21 protein-coding genes are annotated in these 17,350 nt (G+C 39.7%); 5 read left to right on the top strand and 16 right to left on the bottom strand.

What is annotated here, in order from left to right; translation table 11 throughout:
- Positions 1-3: 3 nt before the first annotated feature.
- From FI644_RS10840 to FI644_RS10805, 8 genes are all read right to left on the bottom strand, one after another.
- Positions 4-798 carry a formate dehydrogenase accessory protein FdhE gene (locus FI644_RS10840; protein ID WP_053478487.1) on the bottom strand — a complete coding sequence of 265 codons (795 nt, stop codon included), beginning with the start codon at positions 796-798 and terminating at the stop codon, positions 4-6.
- Positions 799-898: 100 nt separating this feature from the next.
- The gene (locus tag FI644_RS10835; RefSeq protein ID WP_053478486.1) at positions 899-1,573 is read right to left on the bottom strand and encodes a formate dehydrogenase subunit gamma; all 675 of its coding nucleotides are present in this window, start codon (positions 1,571-1,573) and stop codon (positions 899-901) included.
- Entirely contained in the window at positions 1,566-2,384 is an 819-nt protein-coding gene (locus tag FI644_RS10830; RefSeq protein WP_056686833.1) for a 4Fe-4S dicluster domain-containing protein, read from the bottom strand. The genes FI644_RS10835 and FI644_RS10830 overlap by 8 nt, the downstream gene beginning before the upstream one ends.
- Positions 2,384-5,362, bottom strand: coding sequence for a formate dehydrogenase-N subunit alpha (gene fdnG, locus FI644_RS10825; RefSeq protein WP_142108298.1), 2,979 nt, complete (start codon positions 5,360-5,362; stop codon positions 2,384-2,386). The genes FI644_RS10830 and fdnG overlap by 1 nt, the downstream gene beginning before the upstream one ends.
- Before the next feature lie 45 nt (positions 5,363-5,407).
- Complete coding sequence (gene fdhD, locus FI644_RS10820) at positions 5,408-6,172, bottom strand: formate dehydrogenase accessory sulfurtransferase FdhD (RefSeq protein WP_142108297.1); 765 nt, start codon at positions 6,170-6,172, stop codon at positions 5,408-5,410.
- A gap of 579 nt (positions 6,173-6,751) precedes the next feature.
- Positions 6,752-7,477: an ABC transporter permease gene (locus tag FI644_RS10815; RefSeq protein ID WP_053478482.1), complete on the bottom strand. Its 726-nt coding sequence runs from the start codon at positions 7,475-7,477 to the stop codon at positions 6,752-6,754.
- The gene (locus FI644_RS10810; RefSeq protein WP_053478481.1) at positions 7,477-8,187 is read right to left on the bottom strand and encodes an ABC transporter permease; all 711 of its coding nucleotides are present in this window, start codon (positions 8,185-8,187) and stop codon (positions 7,477-7,479) included. Before FI644_RS10810 ends, FI644_RS10815 begins: the two co-directional genes overlap by 1 nt.
- Entirely contained in the window at positions 8,187-9,101 is a 915-nt protein-coding gene (locus tag FI644_RS10805; protein WP_053478480.1) for an ABC transporter ATP-binding protein, read from the bottom strand. The genes FI644_RS10810 and FI644_RS10805 overlap by 1 nt, the downstream gene beginning before the upstream one ends.
- A 242-nt stretch (positions 9,102-9,343) precedes the next feature.
- Here FI644_RS10805 and FI644_RS10800 point away from each other — a divergent pair, with 242 nt between their 5' ends.
- Together FI644_RS10800 and FI644_RS10795 are read left to right on the top strand one after the other, a co-directional pair.
- On the top strand, positions 9,344-9,589 hold the full coding sequence (locus FI644_RS10800; RefSeq protein ID WP_053478479.1) for a hypothetical protein: 246 nt from the start codon (positions 9,344-9,346) through the stop codon (positions 9,587-9,589).
- Between the two features lie 9 nt (positions 9,590-9,598).
- Positions 9,599-9,856, top strand: coding sequence for a spore germination protein (locus FI644_RS10795; protein ID WP_056686838.1), 258 nt, complete (start codon positions 9,599-9,601; stop codon positions 9,854-9,856).
- Here the strand turns inward: FI644_RS10795 and FI644_RS10790 are convergent.
- From FI644_RS10790 to FI644_RS10765, 6 genes are all read right to left on the bottom strand, one after another.
- Positions 9,853-10,137, bottom strand: coding sequence for a hypothetical protein (locus tag FI644_RS10790; protein WP_053478477.1), 285 nt, complete (start codon positions 10,135-10,137; stop codon positions 9,853-9,855). The genes FI644_RS10795 and FI644_RS10790 overlap by 4 nt on opposite strands.
- Complete coding sequence (locus FI644_RS10785; protein ID WP_056686842.1) at positions 10,118-10,498, bottom strand: hypothetical protein; 381 nt, start codon at positions 10,496-10,498, stop codon at positions 10,118-10,120. Before FI644_RS10785 ends, FI644_RS10790 begins: the two co-directional genes overlap by 20 nt.
- Before the next feature lie 5 nt (positions 10,499-10,503).
- The gene (locus FI644_RS10780) at positions 10,504-10,707 is read right to left on the bottom strand and encodes a hypothetical protein (protein ID WP_056686845.1); all 204 of its coding nucleotides are present in this window, start codon (positions 10,705-10,707) and stop codon (positions 10,504-10,506) included.
- Positions 10,708-10,729: 22 nt separating this feature from the next.
- Entirely contained in the window at positions 10,730-11,158 is a 429-nt protein-coding gene (locus tag FI644_RS10775; RefSeq protein WP_056686848.1) for an Hsp20/alpha crystallin family protein, read from the bottom strand.
- 170 nt (positions 11,159-11,328) lie between these two features.
- Positions 11,329-12,681 carry a HAMP domain-containing sensor histidine kinase gene (locus tag FI644_RS10770; RefSeq protein ID WP_142108296.1) on the bottom strand — a complete coding sequence of 451 codons (1,353 nt, stop codon included), beginning with the start codon at positions 12,679-12,681 and terminating at the stop codon, positions 11,329-11,331.
- The gene (locus FI644_RS10765) at positions 12,678-13,349 is read right to left on the bottom strand and encodes a response regulator transcription factor (RefSeq protein ID WP_075209261.1); all 672 of its coding nucleotides are present in this window, start codon (positions 13,347-13,349) and stop codon (positions 12,678-12,680) included. The genes FI644_RS10770 and FI644_RS10765 overlap by 4 nt, the downstream gene beginning before the upstream one ends.
- Positions 13,350-13,496: 147 nt before the next feature.
- Here FI644_RS10765 and pdxK point away from each other — a divergent pair, with 147 nt between their 5' ends.
- The 3 genes from pdxK to bshB2 all read left to right on the top strand — a co-directional run bounded on the left by pdxK (position 13,497) and on the right by bshB2 (position 15,688).
- Positions 13,497-14,336, top strand: a complete 840-nt coding sequence (gene pdxK, locus FI644_RS10760; protein WP_053478472.1) for a pyridoxine/pyridoxal/pyridoxamine kinase — start codon at positions 13,497-13,499, stop codon at positions 14,334-14,336.
- A 301-nt stretch (positions 14,337-14,637) separates the two neighbouring features.
- On the top strand, positions 14,638-14,982 hold the full coding sequence (locus FI644_RS10755; RefSeq protein WP_053478471.1) for a YojF family protein: 345 nt from the start codon (positions 14,638-14,640) through the stop codon (positions 14,980-14,982).
- Between the two features lie 40 nt (positions 14,983-15,022).
- Positions 15,023-15,688, top strand: a complete 666-nt coding sequence (gene bshB2, locus FI644_RS10750; RefSeq protein ID WP_053478470.1) for a bacillithiol biosynthesis deacetylase BshB2 — start codon at positions 15,023-15,025, stop codon at positions 15,686-15,688.
- 100 nt (positions 15,689-15,788) lie between these two features.
- On the opposite strand, the gene FI644_RS10745 is transcribed toward bshB2, so the two are convergent.
- The gene (locus FI644_RS10745; protein ID WP_053478469.1) at positions 15,789-16,253 is read right to left on the bottom strand and encodes an SRPBCC family protein; all 465 of its coding nucleotides are present in this window, start codon (positions 16,251-16,253) and stop codon (positions 15,789-15,791) included.
- An 86-nt stretch (positions 16,254-16,339) separates the two neighbouring features.
- Positions 16,340-17,062: a Crp/Fnr family transcriptional regulator gene (locus tag FI644_RS10740; protein ID WP_053478468.1), complete on the bottom strand. Its 723-nt coding sequence runs from the start codon at positions 17,060-17,062 to the stop codon at positions 16,340-16,342.
- Between the last annotated feature and the right edge of the window lie 288 nt (positions 17,063-17,350).

Genomic DNA, 17,350 nt, shown 5'->3' with positions numbered 1-17,350 from the left:
AAATTAGTGAGTCCCTATACCCGAATCGTCTGAAACCCCAAAACCCTTTTCTTGAGCAATATAATCGAGATGGATGCTTTTCACATCTAATAGGGTTGGAGATTCCTTTTTAAACATTTTTCTGCTATCAATAACTTTAGTATACCCTTTACATTTATGGCATGCATGAATTTCCGCACTTTCGTCGCCCTCTACTTTAAGGATCACTAACTCGTCTTCTGATCCACAGTGTGCACAGCTAATTTTCTTTTCTTCCCAAGCATGAAGACATCTTGGACATGTCAGCTCCTTCTTGCCTTTCTTGTTGAGCAAGGCAAAGCGTGCAGGTTCACCACAGGAAGGGCAGCCATTGGCATGATTCATTCCCCTTAATTGTGATTCCAATAGAGCGGTTGCCTCTTGTAAAAAAGGACGTGCAGCCTGTTCAGCAACAAAGATTGGAAGCCAATCAGGAAGGTTATTTTCATCTGCATAGTTTTTAAAGTAGAAATGGTTCACAACAATTGCTTCTTTAAACCATGCTTGTAAGACATCTAACGTCAATAGTGCTTTTATTTTATCTGCTGTATGGATTATGCCCTCATTATTTTGACCAAGCATCTGGAGAAGCTCTTCAATAAATCGTTGATATTGGCTGAAATCAATTGAAAGTTCTGCTTGAGGAAGGATGGGTGAACCGTTCCCTGTTATATCCTCTATTTGCAGATTACCTATTTCTCCTCTCCATTTTTCATTTAATGACTGTATCTCCTGTTGCAGTTTTTCATAGTTTTCATCAAGAACATTCATTTTTGCCATCGAAAACACCACTTTCATTGAAGAGAGGAAGGGCTACCCTTTATCCAGGGTAGCTCCTCTCTATTATTATTCGGTTATCAATTGTTCAAAGCATGAGCGGTTATGCATGTTTTTTCTTTTTCGGTTTTGCCGCCTGAAGCTCATCATACCAACGGCCATGGTGATCCTTCGCATATTCCTCCGATACATCCCCCTTGATAATTCCTCTCATAGAAGGTTTTGCGGTAACAAGAGACATATAAATATGACCAATGGCAACAGCTGCAGCAAGACCTAAACCAATGCTATGCATTGGATATGCCCACATGATGATTCCATATGGAAAATACTGCGGGAACCACATGATAAGTCCTGAACAAATCAGCATAATCGTTGTAATAATCATTAACCAGGAATTAATTTTTTCACCAGCATTAAAGAAATCCTGCTTTGGGACCTTTGCTTTCATTCCAAAAAACTCTTTAATAAATTGGGGGAAGAATTGCAGGTCATGCTTCTTCCATGAAAAGATATTTTTTGCCCAATTACTAAAACCCTTCCAATCAAAAATTATCATAATTGGCAGTGGAAGCATAAAGGCGACTGCGGCAATTCTATGCACTAATCTTGCACCTGCTGGTCCGCCAAAAACAGGGTAAAGCCAGTCAAAGAATTCGGTATACATTGGCAATGCTGAAATATAAAGAACAAAGAAGGCTGCTGCATTTACCCAGTGTGAAATTCTAAAGCCCAAATTAAAACGTTTAACCGTTTTTTGATTTCCACTTTTATTCATGGCTCTGGTCTCCTTCACTGGAATGGTTCTTCTTGTTTAAATTGGTTGCGATGAATGAACCAATAACGGCCATCGTTGTCGCACCAAGCATCATTTTCCCAATTGGCTGTGCATAGTCCTTCCAAACAATTTGAGAAAGTGCCACTTTAGGGTTTTCCGGTAAGCCGTATGTTGTCGGTTTATCAGCAAGGATATACACCGTATTTGTTCCGCTAATGCCTTGTGGATTGTATATATTTGCATTCGGGTAACGCTCCTTTATTTGCGCTAAACGATCCTCAGCTGAAGAAAGAAGTTCATCCTTATCCCCATAAACAATAGCTCCCGTATGACAAGCAGTTGCACACGCAGGCTGAAGCCCTTCCTCTAAACGGTCCGTACATTGCGTACACTTCTGTGCCTTTCTGAACTCTTTTCCATTTTTATCTATATATGTTGCGAGATTGATAGCATCAAACGAACATGCCTGCACACAGTAGCCACAGCCAACACATGTATCATAATCAACGACAACTGATCCAAATTCTGTATGGCTAATTGCATTTTCAGGACATGCTTTCTCACATGCAGCTTCCGTACAATGCAAGCAGGAGGAATGGCGGAAGAGCCAATCAAGCCCGCCATCCTTTCTTTCTTGCTCGTTAAATGTTAAGACATTCCATGTATTTGCTGTAATCTTTTCATGAGATTGATAGCTTCCGTGGAAATCCTCCATTTCAGAAGGGAGATCATTCCAATTTTTACATGACACCATACATGCACGACAGCCATCACATTTCGTTACATCAACTAATTTAATTGTTTCAGCCATTATTTCGCCCTCCTAACATCGCACAGGAATGCTTTGTATTCTGGTATTGTTGAGTTTGCATCTCCAATATGCGGTGTTAAGCGGTTTGCTGAGCCGCCTGTGACAATGCCTTTATATCCGAAATGCCATGGCATACCAATATGGTGAACCGTTTTATCCTTTAATTTGTATGGTTTAAAACGCTTCGTAACCATTGCGTAAGCATTAATTTCACCACGTGCGGATGAAACAATGATTTTATCCTTATTGTTAATGCCTTTCTCTTTTGCTAATTCCTCACTAATCTCAACGAACATATGAGGAACAAGCTCTGCCAGCCATTCCTGGCTCCGCGTCATCGCCCCAGATTGCCAATGTTCGGATAGACGGTATGTTGTTGCAACAATTGGAAACTTGGATACATCCCCTTGTGCATTCATTTCTTCTTCACCAAATTGTACAGCTGGATTCAGCTGGACACTTGAGAATGAATTGGACATCGGATTTTCATATGGCTCGTAATGTTCAGGAAGTGGTCCTTCATTAATGGAAGCAAATAGGGCTCCCTTTCCTCCTGCCATCATAATGAAAGGATCAATGAAAGTTGGATCATTTGGCCCCTTATCGACAACGAAGTCCGGAACGTCATTTCCCTTCCATTTCCCTTCAGTAGCATTCCATTCAATGCCAACTCTTGTTTTGCTCCATGCCTTCCCGTTTAAATCCGCACTTGCACGATTATAGAGAATACGGCGGTTTGCTGGCCATGCATAAGACCAGTTTAGGAAATTACTCATTCCTTCATCTGTATTGTCTCTTCGTTTTGACAGGTTTTCATTTTCAGGATAGAAACCACAATAGATCCAGTTTCCACTGCATGTGGAACCATCATCCTTTAAGTCGCCAAATTTCTTTACTTGTTGTTTTGTTTTCATGTCATAGCCATTTATTTCTCTGCATACGAGATCAATATCAGGGTGATCACTTTCACCGTAGTCCCACGTCAATGCCTTCATCGGCATATCTGCAGGATTTGAGCTATTTTTGTACATTTCCTTTAAGCGACGTGCAAGCATATGGACAATTTCCAAATCTGCCTTCGACTCACCCTTTGGCTTAATCGCTTGCCAGCGGTACTGCATCCAGCGGCCTGAATTTGTAACCGAGCCCTCTTTTTCAAAAGATCCGCTTGCAGGAAGGAAAATGACTTCTGTCTGAATGGATGCTGGGTCTGCCCCTGCTTCTTTTTGCCAGAAGGAAGAGGTTTCTGTTTCAAAAAGATCCACTGCAACCATCCACTTTAGGTTGCTGAGAGACTCGATTTCTTTGCCAGCATTTGGTCCGCCAACTGCTGGGTTTGAACCAAATAACAATAAACCTTCAAGCTCTTTCCGATGCATCGCATCAAACAATCGCATAAATGAATAGTTTTTGCCTGCTGCAAGCTTAGGTAAATAGTGATAACCGAATTCATTTCCTTTTGTTGCATTGTCCCCATAGAAGGATTTCATCATGCTTGTATAAAACTTCGGCTTATTCACCCAATAGCCTTCTTTAGGAGTAATGCGATCTAGGAAGCCTTGGTAAGTAAAATCGGTTTCAGCTGTTGTTGGTACTTGCATGTATCCTGGCACATTATCATATAGAAGACCGAAATCGGTTGAACCTTGAACATTGGATTCCCCACGCAATGCATTCACACCACCGCCAGAAATCCCAATATTACCAAGGAGCAGCTGAAGTATCGCATAAGAACGAATATTTTGCGTTCCAACCGTATGCTGTGTTCCACCCATTGCATATAGAATGGTGCCTGCTTTACCTACTTCACCTGTAGATGCATATGTTTTGCAAATGTCTAGGTACGTTTCTTTCGCAGTACCTGTCACGCCAATAACTGTGTCAATATCATAACGAGAAAAATGTTTCTTCATCAGCTGGAATACACATTTCGGATCTTTCAATGTTGGATCTTTAAGGGTTTTTCCTTCTTTATCCTTTTTGAAAGCCCACTTTGTCTTATCGTAGCTTCTCTTTCCTTTATCATAGCCGCTGAACATTCCATCATTAAACGAATACGTATCTTCGACAATGTAAGAGGCATTAGTGTAAGCGGCTACATATTCTTTATGGAATAATTCGTTTTCAAGAATATAGTTGATCATTCCGCCAATGAAGGCAATATCTGTCCCAGAACGCAGCTGCCCATACACATTTGCCATTTGTGAGGTTCTTGTAAAACGCGGGTCAACAGAGATAAGCTTCCCGCCTTTTTCTAATGCCTTTAAAATCCATTTAAAGCTAATCGGATGATTTTCAGCGGGATTCGCACCGATAATCATTAATACATCGGCATGCTTAAGATCATTCCAGTGGTTTGTCATTGCTCCACGACCAAATGTAGGTGCCAGACCGGCAACCGTTGAACTATGTCATATTCGGGCCTGGTGTTCGATATAGGTTAGCCCGAGCCCTGCACGGAACAATTTCTGCAGCAAATGACACTCTTCGTTATCTAATGCAGCTCCGCCAAGATAGGCGATAGAATCTGTTCTATTGACTGTCAGTCCTTTTTCCTTATGGATAAACGTACGGTCCCGTGTTTCTTTAATATTTTTGGCTATCTTTTCAAGGGCAAAGTCCCAATCTACTTCTTTCCACTTGTCGCTGCCAGGTGCACGGTACATTGGCTTTGTTATCCGTTTTTCACTTGTATACACCTGTCTTACTGTCGTTCCTTTACTGCAAAGGCTTCCTTCATTGATCGGATGGTCCGGATCCCCCTCCGTATACACCACATCATCGCCTTTAGAATAAACTAAAATTCCGCAGCCAACCGCACAATAAGGACAAATGGTTGGTGTAGGCTTGAGTTCAGCAATCTTGAACTCTCTTGTTTTTGCTCTCGCTCCTTTATCGTCGAAGCCAAGCTCAACAACCGCTAGAGTCGCTGCCACAGCCCCGGACAATTTCAGAAACTGTCTTCTTGTAAATTCCATCTATTTTCCCCTCTTTTCCATAAATAGAACATATATTAAACCCAATTATTTTGGATGAACCCCCACAGTCTTTTCTTCCAAATCGTTAATGACCCTTCCGAATGACGTATATGAAATAGCCATTCTTCCTCTTAAATAGCCAACTACCTCAATATTTAGAAATTTCGCTAGCTGAATCGCCTGCTTTGTCGCAGCGGTTCTCGATCCGATAACCGAAAAGCCAAACTTTGCTGCTTTCGAAAGCATTTCATAAGAAACCCTTCCTGTGGTTAGCAAAACCAGCTCCTCAGGCTTACAGTTTGTCCGGATGGCATGTCCGATAACTTTATCAACTGCATTATGTCTGCCGATATCCTCTCGAATTGCCATTTCCCCATCTGCATGTACAATGCAGGCACCATGCATGCCTCCTGTTTCTGCATACAATGGAGAGTTCTTAGCAAATTCACTGCGCTTCTTCAAGATATAACTTAATAGATACGTATTGTTGGATTGCACCTTATTAAATGTCTTCACATCTGTCATAGAAAAGAAAGTGACTCCCCTTCCGCAGCCAGCGGTATAGTGCTTCTTCTTCGAAAACATTAATTCGGGGTTAAACCCTTCCCTTAAAGTGACTGAAAGTGTTCCAGAGTCTTCTTCACTCGTAATAGACTGAATATCCTCTGCTCCATCAATCATTCCTTCTGAAAATAAATAGCCGTATACCCAGTCCTCCAAATCTTGATTTGTCAGCTGGAAAACGGCTACCTCATATCCATTTATTATGAGAGTAATCGGATACTCCTCAGGACATCCCTTTTTATTCATCGTTTCCACCCCTTTTGCTAAAGGAAGCGCAGGCCATATCAATTGTACGGAGTGATCTCCCTTTTTATTATAAGAAGAACCGTTCTAACTCTTCTGCGACAATTATCACGAAAACTAGGATTAAAATATGAGATTAATGTGAAAATTTATTATTAATACGTAATATATAGTAAATGGAACAAGCAATAACAGCAGTAACATTTATCACGTTTCAATAGTGGCAAATAAAAAGCAGTTCATTTGTTCACCATATTGTTAAAAATTATTGTGAATAAATAATGAAAAATATGATCCTCCTTTCCAAATTAGAACAAATGCGCAAGCGTCTTGATCACCCCCGACAAGCACAAGACGGGGTCGACAAAAACGCGACGTCCTCCTAAAAGCTTCACTTTTAGTCGTGCGATGCATCGCTGACGAAGCTTTCCTTGTCCTGTCGCATTGTCGACACTAGTACGTCCTGTACGTCGGGGGTAGGCGCTGGAGCTGAACGCAGACAAACCTGTCGCAAAGTTATCCACAACATCCAAATTTATTATTTCATAGACAGAAAAAAATCCTTCCAAAATTGGAAGGATGCTAAATTTCTTTTCTTTGAAAATAAGTAAAACCTGATAGAAAAAATAGAACAAAGCTCCCAAAAATGACAAGCAGCAATGTCTCCATCGTTACATTCATTGCACCAAATCCATCCTGTCCTGTTGGCACCATTGCTAAAAATGGCTGAGCCCACGGATAAAAAGGACCAAACTTTTCTGAGTTCACTACTAACATATTTGGCAATGTAAATATGACATTAATGGCTAATGGAGCAGCAAAACTGGACCATGCAACAGATACGAATATTTGCAGAGCAGCAAGAGGAAGGCAAGCGATCCAGCCGCCTAATGAGCTTATCGCTATCGTCTTCCACGGAATGGCTTCTTCGAATCCTTTTAATTGTCCAACCAACAGTACTCCTGAAGCAAACAGCAGCTGTGTGAATGCAAGCAAACCTAGAACAAGCAGGAATTTCGCAAGATAAACATTGCTGCGGGAAACAGGCATAGCAAGCAGCTGCTTCCAGCCTCCTCCAATATGCTCATATCGGCACACAAAAGCAGAAAAAACACCTGTGAGTAAAGGCAAAAATAAAAGTGCGTGTATAAATGCCATATAAGTTATTGCCATCTCCCATTTGTGAGGTGTATCTTCTACAGATTCACCAAGGCCAACTAAGAATGAGAGAGCAGGGCTTATAAAAATTAACAGCCAGATTGCTGACTTTCTAAGTTTTAAAAACTCAGACCTTAATACCTTTCCCATTACTTCACATCCTTTCTTGCAAAATCAAGCAAACCAATCAAGTATATGGCTAATCCGCAAACAAGACCGAAAATGACGGAATACAATGGATCATCCCAGCCATTATTTAATGATGGCCATTTCCAAGGCATCCAATCTGGGAATCGAAAGGACATCAATGAGAGAATCGTACCTACAATTCCGATAACCAAAGGAATGGCCTGATTTTTCATTGTGATGGAAAGCCAGATTTGCAGCGCGATAAAAGGCATGGCAGCAAGATAAGGAAAGTAAGCCATTTTAAGCAAGGACAGAAACGGGACGTCCGTTCCAAACTTAAGAAAGAAACCAAGGACAATGATCCCAAGGAATAGGAACGTGCTTGATACGAAAAGCAAAAGGGCTGTTAACACAAATTTCCCGGTGAAAACCCGCAGTTTAGAAACTGGCAATGCGAGAAGCTGCTTCCATGCATTTGTCTGATGCTCAATGTTCGAAATCATAGAGGCAATAAGTGTCAACCCGAGCATGAGAGCAGGAATAGCTAAATACTTTGCCTCTCCTATCAGACCGGCCCATAAATCCTTTTCATGGACCTTTGTTAAATAGTCATACCGAAGTCCAAAATTAACGGCTTCAAGTGCTACAACTCCGAAGGGCCCGAGAAATATCAAAAACCAAATCAGCTTCCTTTTAATCTTAATAAAGTCCGAGGCTAGAATGCTCAGCATTACAAACTCCCCTCCCCGCCAGTAAGCTCCAGGAAAATATCTTCAAGTGATTTTTTCTCCTCCTGGACTCTGTACACAGAGAAGCGATCATGAATGAGGTCACCAATCACAGTAGAAATCTCTTCATCCGAAGTATGAGGCAAATATATTTGATTGTTGTCCATTTCTGCCTGCCTGCCTTTTGAAAGCAGCATTCTCCATGCTTGTTCTGTTTGATCAACTTTGATAGCTATTTTGCTTTGTGCTCTTTGCCTAAGCGCTTCAATGGAGTCTTGAAAAATCATTTTTCCTTTTGAAATGATGCCTACCTGCGTTGCCATCTGGTCCATTTCTGATAATAAGTGGCTTGATACGAGAATTGTAATGCCATGCTCTTTTGGCATACTTTTAATGAGTTCTCTTATTTCCAGGATGCCCGAAGGATCGAGTCCATTTGTCGGTTCATCCAAGATAAGCAGCTCAGGATTTCCTAAAAGTGCCGCAGCAATCCCTAATCTTTGCTTCATTCCTAATGAAAATCCTTTCACCGGTCTTTTCGCTTCATTCGATAATCTGACAATCGAAAGCACTTCATTAATCCTCGATTTGGGCGCATCGAGCAGAATACGCAGAGCCTCCAAATTCTCATACGCATTTAAATGGCCATAATAGGATGGGTACTCGACTAAAGAACCTACTTTTTTTAACACATTAAGTTTTTCCTTTTTCATATTCTTTCCAAATATATGAATGGATCCCTTTGTTGGTTTAGCAAGTCCAAGAAGCATCCGAATCGTAGTTGTTTTCCCTGCACCATTTGGTCCAAGGAATCCATAGATCTCACCTTTATTTATTTTGAGATCAATATTCTCCACGGCATACCTATTCGAAAATTTCTTCGTCAATTGATTCGTTTCAATAATTAATTCACTCATCTTCATCACCTCGATACCCATCATAACTAGCCTTGGTTAAAACGAAGGGCAATGAAGTTTAAAATTCGTTTAAATATTCGAATGCAAATGGACTAAACACATTTCCCGATTAGGCGAATATGATACCTATAAGTAGTCTCCATATTTAGCAATTATGCTTTATTTAAAAAATCATGCCGCTTACGTATGATCACCTTTGACAAATTATTCAAGGGCGCAGCTTTTCGTAAAGGGGGAAGACGATGCCTGTATCCATCATTTTCAACCAAATTGCAGTAAACACAATCAATCAAAACTCATCAGTAGCAACAGGTCAAAACAACCAAGCGGACTGGTCTTTTCAAGGGAAAAATAATCTTGCTGCCGGTCAGCAGTTTGGATTGGCGGCTGCAACAGGCAATCTGAATATTAATTTTGATAACGATTTAGTTGATACTCCAATTAATACTCCTGAAGTGATCAATCCACAGCCTAATATACAGTATTGAGGAATTTACATGAAAATTGTCTTTGATTCGATTTCAATTAATAGCATTAGCCAAAATTCTGGTGTTTTTACAGGATCTAATATTCAATTAAACTGGCAATCACAAACAAAAGAAAACAGCGCATTGGGAACGGTGATAGGAGACTTTAATCACCTAATGAATAATATAAATGTTGTTTACGATAATGATTTAATAGATATGCCTATTATCACTGAGCCCAGCCAAATGAATCAGAGTAACAAAAAAAAAGGGGATGGACACCATTAGTCCTCCCCTTTCATCTTTTCTTGTATTAACTCCTTTACCCAATCTGGAACATCCTTCTCATCCCGGCTGGTTAGCAGATCCATAATGGCCGAGTCATTTAACAATGATCGTAAGCCTTCAATATGATTCCCGTCACCACTAATACTCCCAAGGCCTTGACTATGTTTTTTAAAGCTTTCAAATCCCGAAGGAGCATTATTGCCGAAGTTTACACATGAAGCACCTTCTACTGTCCCAATTCGGATTGTCCCAATAAAGAAGTTAGGAGATAGTAGTGTCATTCTTAGCCTCCTTGTCTTTTAAAGAGATGGAATAGCCTTCTTTCGTTGTTTTGAAGACACTGTTATCTTGAGATTGTTTTTCCTTTTTGTTCTTTTGTCCCTTTTCTTTTTCATTTCCTATATTTACGCCAAAATTATTCCCTACATTGAGCGCACCGCTCAATTCTTCTATATCAATTTGATCAAGGTGAAACGATAATTGATCAAGAACAGGCTGATGAATATCTACTCTATCAATATGAAAATGATATTCTGCCTTTTGATGTTCCTTCATTCGATCGATCCTCTTCTGCAAATCCTCTAATTGCTTCTGCAGTTCTTTGTAAGAAAGATCATCTTTTCTCCGCTTATGCCAAAACAAAGGAATCACTCATTTTCTGAAGTAGGTTTATTATTTTTCACCATATGAATATTATTAAAAATGTGATTATGATTCCCCTGAATCGTTCCATTTCCCTCTGCTTTGTATGCGGCTGATGAAAAACGATACTGTGTATTTTTTCCAGAAAATACAGCTGAAGAATCTTTGATTTGACCAATCGCGAATTGCTTTATTTTAATCTGAGCCATTCTTTTCACCTCCGTCGCTTCATTACTCGAAATGGACATCAATTAATTGCTCACTCACCACTTTTTCAAGCCTAATCACAAGGAGACCATTTTGATACTTTGCAGTGACATTCTTTGCCATAAATGAAAAAGGAAGAGGTATTTGTCTTTCAAAGGGACCTGTAAACCTTTCCTTTATAGTTGCCTTCCCATTGCTGCTAAGCGAAAAAACAGGAATATTGCCTAAAATAACCAAATTCATGTCTTTTAGCTTAATTTTTATATCATTAATAGAGTGCAATCCTGGTAATTCCACAAGAATAATTCCTTCATGTTCGGTTTCATACATATCAATAAGTGGTCCCTTTTTAGGGAAAAGCTGCTGAATATCATTCCAAAACTCTTTACCTAGAACATCCTCTGCACCCTCGGGAAGTTTCGACCAGCTAAATTTCCCTGTATCCCTAGTCATAAAAACCACCTCAAAGCATTTATATGCATAGAAATGTGAGATTATTTAAGAATTCCCAATTGCTGATTATAAATAGAACTCCTTACATATTTAATTAACAAAGAAAAGAACCTATTTTTGAGAATCATCTGCTCAAAAGTAAGTTCTTTTTTCGTTTTATCTGCCAGCCATCAACTTCTTTTTCTAATTTTAATCATTGTCCCATGCTCTCCTGTTTCTGTTTCCCATTTAAGCTTCATATCCTTCAGCATAAGAGATACAATGGAAAGCCCGATTCCCGCTCCTTTTTCAATCGATTCCCCGCCCATCCCTGGACCATGGTCTTCAATGAAGATCTCCTGAAGATGAGCATCGATCTTCACACCAATATATGCGCCATTCCGTGCATGCCGGTAAATATTTTGATAAAAATTATCTAACACCCGTTCCATCCTTTGGGGATCAACTTCCCAATAAAAGGTCGTCTCTGGAAACTCAACCTCCATTTGAAAGCCTGCTCCTTCAAATACAGGGTACCATGCCGCAAAAGATGTCTTTACTAACCGAACCATGTCTGTCCTCTCTGGATAATACGGATACTTTCCTGTTGTCAATAATGTATAAGAAAGAAGGTTTTCAATTAGCTGGCCAAGATAGCCAATTTTATTGTCGATTAAATCGAGCGATTCTTTACCTTTGTCACTCAATGCTTCTTTCTTTAAGCTAAAGGCATGTCCTCTAATCGTTGTTAATGGCGTTCTTAAATCATGTGATAAATTCGCAATCAGCTGTCTTCTAAGCATTTCTTCTTCCTTCTCACGGACCCGGCTAATTTCAAGCTGATGAATCATTTCATTAAATGAAACTTCCAGCTGCCCTATTTCATCCCTTTTCTCAACACTTATTGTATCTGGAATGCCGCTTTCTGCTGGACTGGACATGGCCTGCTGAAGCCGCAGAAGGCGCTTTCTAATTTTGTAGAAGAAAATCCACGAGATAAATATAAAGATTGCTAATACAGCTACTACAGCCAGAATAATGGCATAGCTGTACCGTTCTTGTAAACTCTGTCCAGCAGAGAGCATGGCTGAACGCGGGACCTGGAGAATCATAAACCCTTCATCTTTTTTCTTGCCGATTAAAGCCACGACTGTAAAAGGGTCAACCTCTAATCCACGGTTTTTTTTCATATAATCAATCGTTAAGGCTGGTGACCATGAAGGTGGAACAGAAAGGCTTTCAGGCAGCCTTTCCCTCGTCTGCCCTGTTTCATCCACCCAAAACATAGATGCCTCTGAATACTCCTTTTTTATTTCTGTCAGCTTTTCGTTTATTTGATCATCGGAAGCACCAGCTAGGCTTTGTGCTTCCTCATGCCACATCGCTTCTAAATCTGTCCCATTTTGATATTTACTCGGCTCCACATCAGTAGGAAGATAATTAAAAAATAGAATTGAAATACCTAAAAAGGATATTGGTACGATCATGATGGCAAATAAGATAATTAATAGATACTGATTCAATAATGAGTTTTTCAATTTCATTGCTTCACCCTATAGCCGATTCCCCTGATTGTTTCTATTATTTCAGGTGAGCCTGGGTTTTTTTCTATTTTTTCACGAAGATAGCGAATATGAACCATCAATGTCTTGTCGCCTTCCATGTACTGCTCTCCCCAAACAGACTCATAGATCTGCTCTTTCGTTAGAATCTGATTTGGATGTTTTATAAAATGCATAAATATCTGATATTGCTTGCCAGTTAAAATGATTTCCTCTCCATTCCGCTGATCAACAATGGTATTTTCGGAGAGATTCACACATATATGGCCGAGCCTTATCTCATTTGAAACCGATAGACCAGACCTTCTTAGCAATACCTCAATTCTTGCTGCCAGTTCATCCGGGTGAAAGGGCTTTGTTACATAATCATCTGCGAATTGTAAGCCATGCAGCTTATCATCTACAGCTGTACGAGCCGAGAGCATTAATATAGGGACATAAGGCGCCTCTTTTTTAAGCCGCTGTCCGACTGTAAATCCGTCAAGTCCAGGGAGCATAACATCTAATATGACAAGATCACTATTGATAACTGCTTTTTCGGCTCCTTCGCCTGTTTTTAACCACTGGACGTTATATCCTCTCTGCTCTAGATCCTCCTGCACCCAGCTGCCAATTTCTAAATCATCTTCTATGTATAGAATTCTTCTCATTTTTATCACCTACGTTTATAATAGAGAATAGCAATTGGGAATAAAAGACTTTTGATTTAAAGTTTCTCGAAAAAGTGATTATTGTTATAATAGAAAAAACAATACCAACTTATTTAATGAAGCAATACTTCAGGGAGGAATTTGCAAATGACGATGAAAAAAGTCTTAACTATTGCTGGATCTGACACAAGCGGAGGCGCAGGCATCCAAGCTGACCTAAAAACATTCCAAGAACTAGGCGTTTACGGAATGACAGCTCTAACTACAATCGTGACAATGGATCCAAAAAACAACTGGAATCATAATGTCTTTCCAATTGCCCTTGATACATTAGAAACGCAAATAGAAACGGTCCTATCAACTGGAATAGATGCAATGAAAACGGGTATGCTCGGTTCTGTTGAAATTATTGAACTTGCAGCTAAAGTGATAGACGAAAATAAATTAGACCGGGTTGTCATTGACCCCGTATTAGTTTGTAAAGGGGAAGATGAGGTGCTTCACCCAGAAACTGCTGAAGCATTAAGAACGATTCTTGTTCCACGTGCAACGGTTGTTACACCTAACCTCTTTGAAGCATGGCAATTGGCTCAAACGGGACCGATCAAAACCGTTGATGATATGAAAGAAGCGGCTGTGAAAATTCATGAGCTTGGTGCAAAGTATGTCCTTATTAAAGGCGGAAGTAAATTGCAGCATGAAAAAGCGGTAGATCTGCTATATGACGGGAAAGAATTTAAACTGTTTGAAAGCGAACGAATTGAAACGACTTACACGCATGGTGCAGGCTGCACTTACTCATCAGCTATTACTGCAGAATTAGCAAAAGGGAAAACAGTAGAAGAAGCAGTGGAAATTGCAAAGGATTTCATTACAGCAGCTATTAGTCATGGGTTTAAATTAAATGAATATGTTGGACCAACGATGCATGGAGCTTATCGCCGTTTTGGTACAGGTCGTTTGGAAGCAGAACAGCTTAATTCATAAACAGAGCCAAGCGGCTCTGTTTTTTTAAAAGCATCAGAAAACACTCTAGAGTTAGAGAATTGTCTAGCTCCATCGCCTATCAAACTTCAGGTCCCCTCCCTACGATAAGTCGACATCAATTCGCTATCACTCATTGTGTCTCCTTTATCGAAAGAACCGGCCCTTCCAGTTTGTACGGCGATAACCAAGGCGATTGCGCTTTTCTTTAAGCATGAATTTCGCTTTTCCATTCCTTTTTTAGTAAAATAAAAATTGAAATCAAGATAGAAATAGGGATAACGTACGAAGAAGGTGGATTAGGATGGAACCGGTAATTATTGATCAGGTACAAAAAGAATTGGATCGCTTTGCCCAAAAGGAAGTGTATATCCATTTAGAAACAACAAACGGGGCATATGCTTCTCATTTCGATGAGTCCTTTTTCTCTTCAGGAGCATACATACGGAATGCGCTTTTACAATATGAACATGGGAAAATAACTGGAAATGGACCTTTTCGTGTTGGGCTCAAAATGAGCTTCGGCTGGGTGTATGCAGAAGGAATTACTCATTTTGAAGTGGATAACAAAGGAAGGCTGCTACTAGCAGGACATGACTTTAGCGGCAAACTGGCCGTCTCCTTGCAATTAAGTGAACAGCCATTTTAGAGCTTACCGGAACATAAAGTGAAAGAAAGGAGTATGCGACATGGAAAAAGAAAGACATGTATTAGTCGTTTTCCCTCACCCAGATGACGAAGCATTTGGTGTTTCAGGAACAATTGCCTCCTATACGAAGAGCGGGGTCCCTGTAACATATGCTTGCTTGACACTCGGGGAAATGGGGAGAAACATGGGAAATCCTCCATTTGCTACGAGGGAATCCTTGCCGCACATAAGAAAAAAAGAGCTGCAGGATGCTGCAAATGTCCTTGGAATCAACGATTTACGCATGCTAGGTTATCGTGATAAAACAGTAGAATTTGAAAATGAAGCTGTACTTGCAGCCCATATGGGATCAATTATTAAAGAAGTAAAGCCTTCTTTAATTATTACCTTTTATCCAGGCTATGCTGTACATCCTGACCATGATGCATGCGGTGCCGCTGTCATTAAAGCTGTAAAAGATATGCCTGAAAACAAGCGGCCAAAGGTTCATTGTGTTGCCTTCTCTAATAACTGCGAGGAAGAAATCGGCCAAGCAGACGTTGTTAACAATGTAAGTGAAGTTGCTGATTTAAAGGTGGCTGCCATAAAAGCGCATGTTTCACAAACACAGCTGATGGCCGCAGAAATGGAAGAACAGTTAAAAAACCAAGACCCCGCAGTGATGGCACGAATTCATAATGAGCGTTTTTGGACCTATAAGTTCTAATAAAAAAGGCAGTTTTTCACTTCAAATTTGCGAAAAACTGCTTTTTTTGCAAAATGCCATTTTTATTTGCATATCCGCCTGTTTTTTTGCAAAACAAGAATTATATTTGCAAATCACTCGTTTCATTGATTTCTGACTCTAGCATATTCTTTAAGTTCTCAAGCTGGTAGCCGTCTTCTTGCTTAATCATCTTGACAATCATCGGCCTTGTTAATTTCATCCTCAAACCGCTTGTTTTAATAAATGCCTCAAGCTCCACTTGTGTTCCTTCTTCAATTTCATGGAAAACATAGTTATACTCAACAATTAATCCATTTGAATTGCTTCTTGAAGTAAAGGAATGGTTCTCCTCATATTGAATATATTCAACATCTGCAAAGATTTCCTTTCCTCTAACTATTCGCGTTTCCTTAAATTTTGTTCCTTTCCCGATCTCTCCTTCTGTTAACTTTTCCATTTTAGCAACAAGCGGCATCACCTCATGGACATTCTCCATGCCTGCCATATATTGAAATACTTCCTTCACTGGTTTATGAATGATAGCACTTGAACGAAAATCAGCCATATTTACACCTCTATTAAGTACGAGCCTTTTTTCTTTATTATAACAAAAAACAGAATTCTTTCTAATTAGAATCCTGTTTTAGTGAATTATAATTTTTGATGAAACAGAGAACAGAATTTACACCAATCGGTAATAACAATAGTTTTCCCTTTGATTTCGATAATTCCATCTTTTTTAAGCTTTGAAAATACTCTGCTGACACTTTCTCGTGATGTGCCAACTAAGGTGGAGAACTCTTGAACTGTAATAGGAAGCTCAATATACATTTTATTGCAGCGATTTGCTCCAAATTTCTCAGCAAGCCGCTCGAGCGTACGAATCGTTTTCATATAAACATCTAGAAGGGCAATATCTCTTAAGATCGATGTCATATCCCGAAGCTGTTCACTCATATATCGGATGATTTGGACAGACATTTCTGGGGATAGCGCAAGCTCTTGCTCCAAGTCATCTGTATTTAAAAAGTATACTTCCCCTTCTTGAATCATCGTTGCTGTTGCCGGGTAGCACATGCCCTCCGCATTAAACAAACAAGCTTCTGCGAAAATTTCGCCTTTTTTCTTAATACAAGTAATGATTTCATTCCCATGTTCATCCTGCTTCGTTAACTTCACAATACCTGAATAAACAAAGAAGACACCTTGAGCCTCTTCATACTCAGAAATAATTTGCTCACCTTTTTTATACGCTTTTTTTACAATCCGTTTATCAATTAATTGGACCGATTGCTTTGGGAGGTTCTTAAACACTTCTATTTGACCTAAAAACTCTTCAATATCTGGCTGCTGAGCTGTATTTGGGTTGTTCATGTTCATTTCCCACCTTATAAAGTATTTCATATTTATATTTATTCTATCTAAGCTTACAGTTGTTGCATGTGACATTTTTCACATTATCCTTCTACATCCACTTTCTCAAAAAAAATCATCAATACTGGTTTTATATTAATAGATGTATGGTTTAAAGGAGTTTTTTGATCCTTTTGGTTTTCAATCGTCACAAATTCTTCACTACCCAGTCACAGAACATCCACAGCAGAATAGCTAAGGTGTGAATCTCATCACACAGCCCTCCCCTTTCCAAACGTTAGGATAATA

This window comes from Cytobacillus solani, from assembly GCF_006704205.1.
Taxonomy (GTDB): Bacteria; Bacillota; Bacilli; order Bacillales; family Cytobacillaceae; genus Cytobacillus; species Cytobacillus solani.
The sequence above is the reverse complement of the archived record's forward strand: the minus strand, read 5'-3'. Positions and strand labels throughout refer to the sequence as shown.

Coding starts and splice junctions, on each gene's coding strand:
- FI644_RS10840 (WP_053478487.1), bottom strand. CDS start 798: ATGGCAAAAATGAATGTTCTTGATGAAAACTATGAAAAACTGCAACAG.
- FI644_RS10835 (WP_053478486.1), bottom strand. CDS start 1,573: ATGAATAAAAGTGGAAATCAAAAAACGGTTAAACGTTTTAATTTGGGC.
- FI644_RS10830 (WP_056686833.1), bottom strand. CDS start 2,384: ATGGCTGAAACAATTAAATTAGTTGATGTAACGAAATGTGATGGCTGT.
- fdhD (WP_142108297.1), bottom strand. CDS start 6,172: ATGAATAAAAAGGGATGTCCTGAGGAGTATCCGATTACTCTCATAATA.
- FI644_RS10815 (WP_053478482.1), bottom strand. CDS start 7,477: ATGGGAAAGGTATTAAGGTCTGAGTTTTTAAAACTTAGAAAGTCAGCA.
- FI644_RS10810 (WP_053478481.1), bottom strand. CDS start 8,187: ATGCTGAGCATTCTAGCCTCGGACTTTATTAAGATTAAAAGGAAGCTG.
- FI644_RS10805 (WP_053478480.1), bottom strand. CDS start 9,101: ATGAGTGAATTAATTATTGAAACGAATCAATTGACGAAGAAATTTTCG.
- FI644_RS10800 (WP_053478479.1), top strand. CDS start 9,344: ATGCCTGTATCCATCATTTTCAACCAAATTGCAGTAAACACAATCAAT.
- FI644_RS10795 (WP_056686838.1), top strand. CDS start 9,599: ATGAAAATTGTCTTTGATTCGATTTCAATTAATAGCATTAGCCAAAAT.
- FI644_RS10790 (WP_053478477.1), bottom strand. CDS start 10,137: ATGACACTACTATCTCCTAACTTCTTTATTGGGACAATCCGAATTGGG.
- FI644_RS10780 (WP_056686845.1), bottom strand. CDS start 10,707: ATGGCTCAGATTAAAATAAAGCAATTCGCGATTGGTCAAATCAAAGAT.
- FI644_RS10775 (WP_056686848.1), bottom strand. CDS start 11,158: ATGACTAGGGATACAGGGAAATTTAGCTGGTCGAAACTTCCCGAGGGT.
- FI644_RS10770 (WP_142108296.1), bottom strand. CDS start 12,681: ATGAAATTGAAAAACTCATTATTGAATCAGTATCTATTAATTATCTTA.
- FI644_RS10765 (WP_075209261.1), bottom strand. CDS start 13,349: ATGAGAAGAATTCTATACATAGAAGATGATTTAGAAATTGGCAGCTGG.
- pdxK (WP_053478472.1), top strand. CDS start 13,497: ATGACGATGAAAAAAGTCTTAACTATTGCTGGATCTGACACAAGCGGA.
- FI644_RS10755 (WP_053478471.1), top strand. CDS start 14,638: ATGGAACCGGTAATTATTGATCAGGTACAAAAAGAATTGGATCGCTTT.
- bshB2 (WP_053478470.1), top strand. CDS start 15,023: ATGGAAAAAGAAAGACATGTATTAGTCGTTTTCCCTCACCCAGATGAC.
- FI644_RS10745 (WP_053478469.1), bottom strand. CDS start 16,253: ATGGCTGATTTTCGTTCAAGTGCTATCATTCATAAACCAGTGAAGGAA.
- FI644_RS10740 (WP_053478468.1), bottom strand. CDS start 17,062: ATGAACAACCCAAATACAGCTCAGCAGCCAGATATTGAAGAGTTTTTA.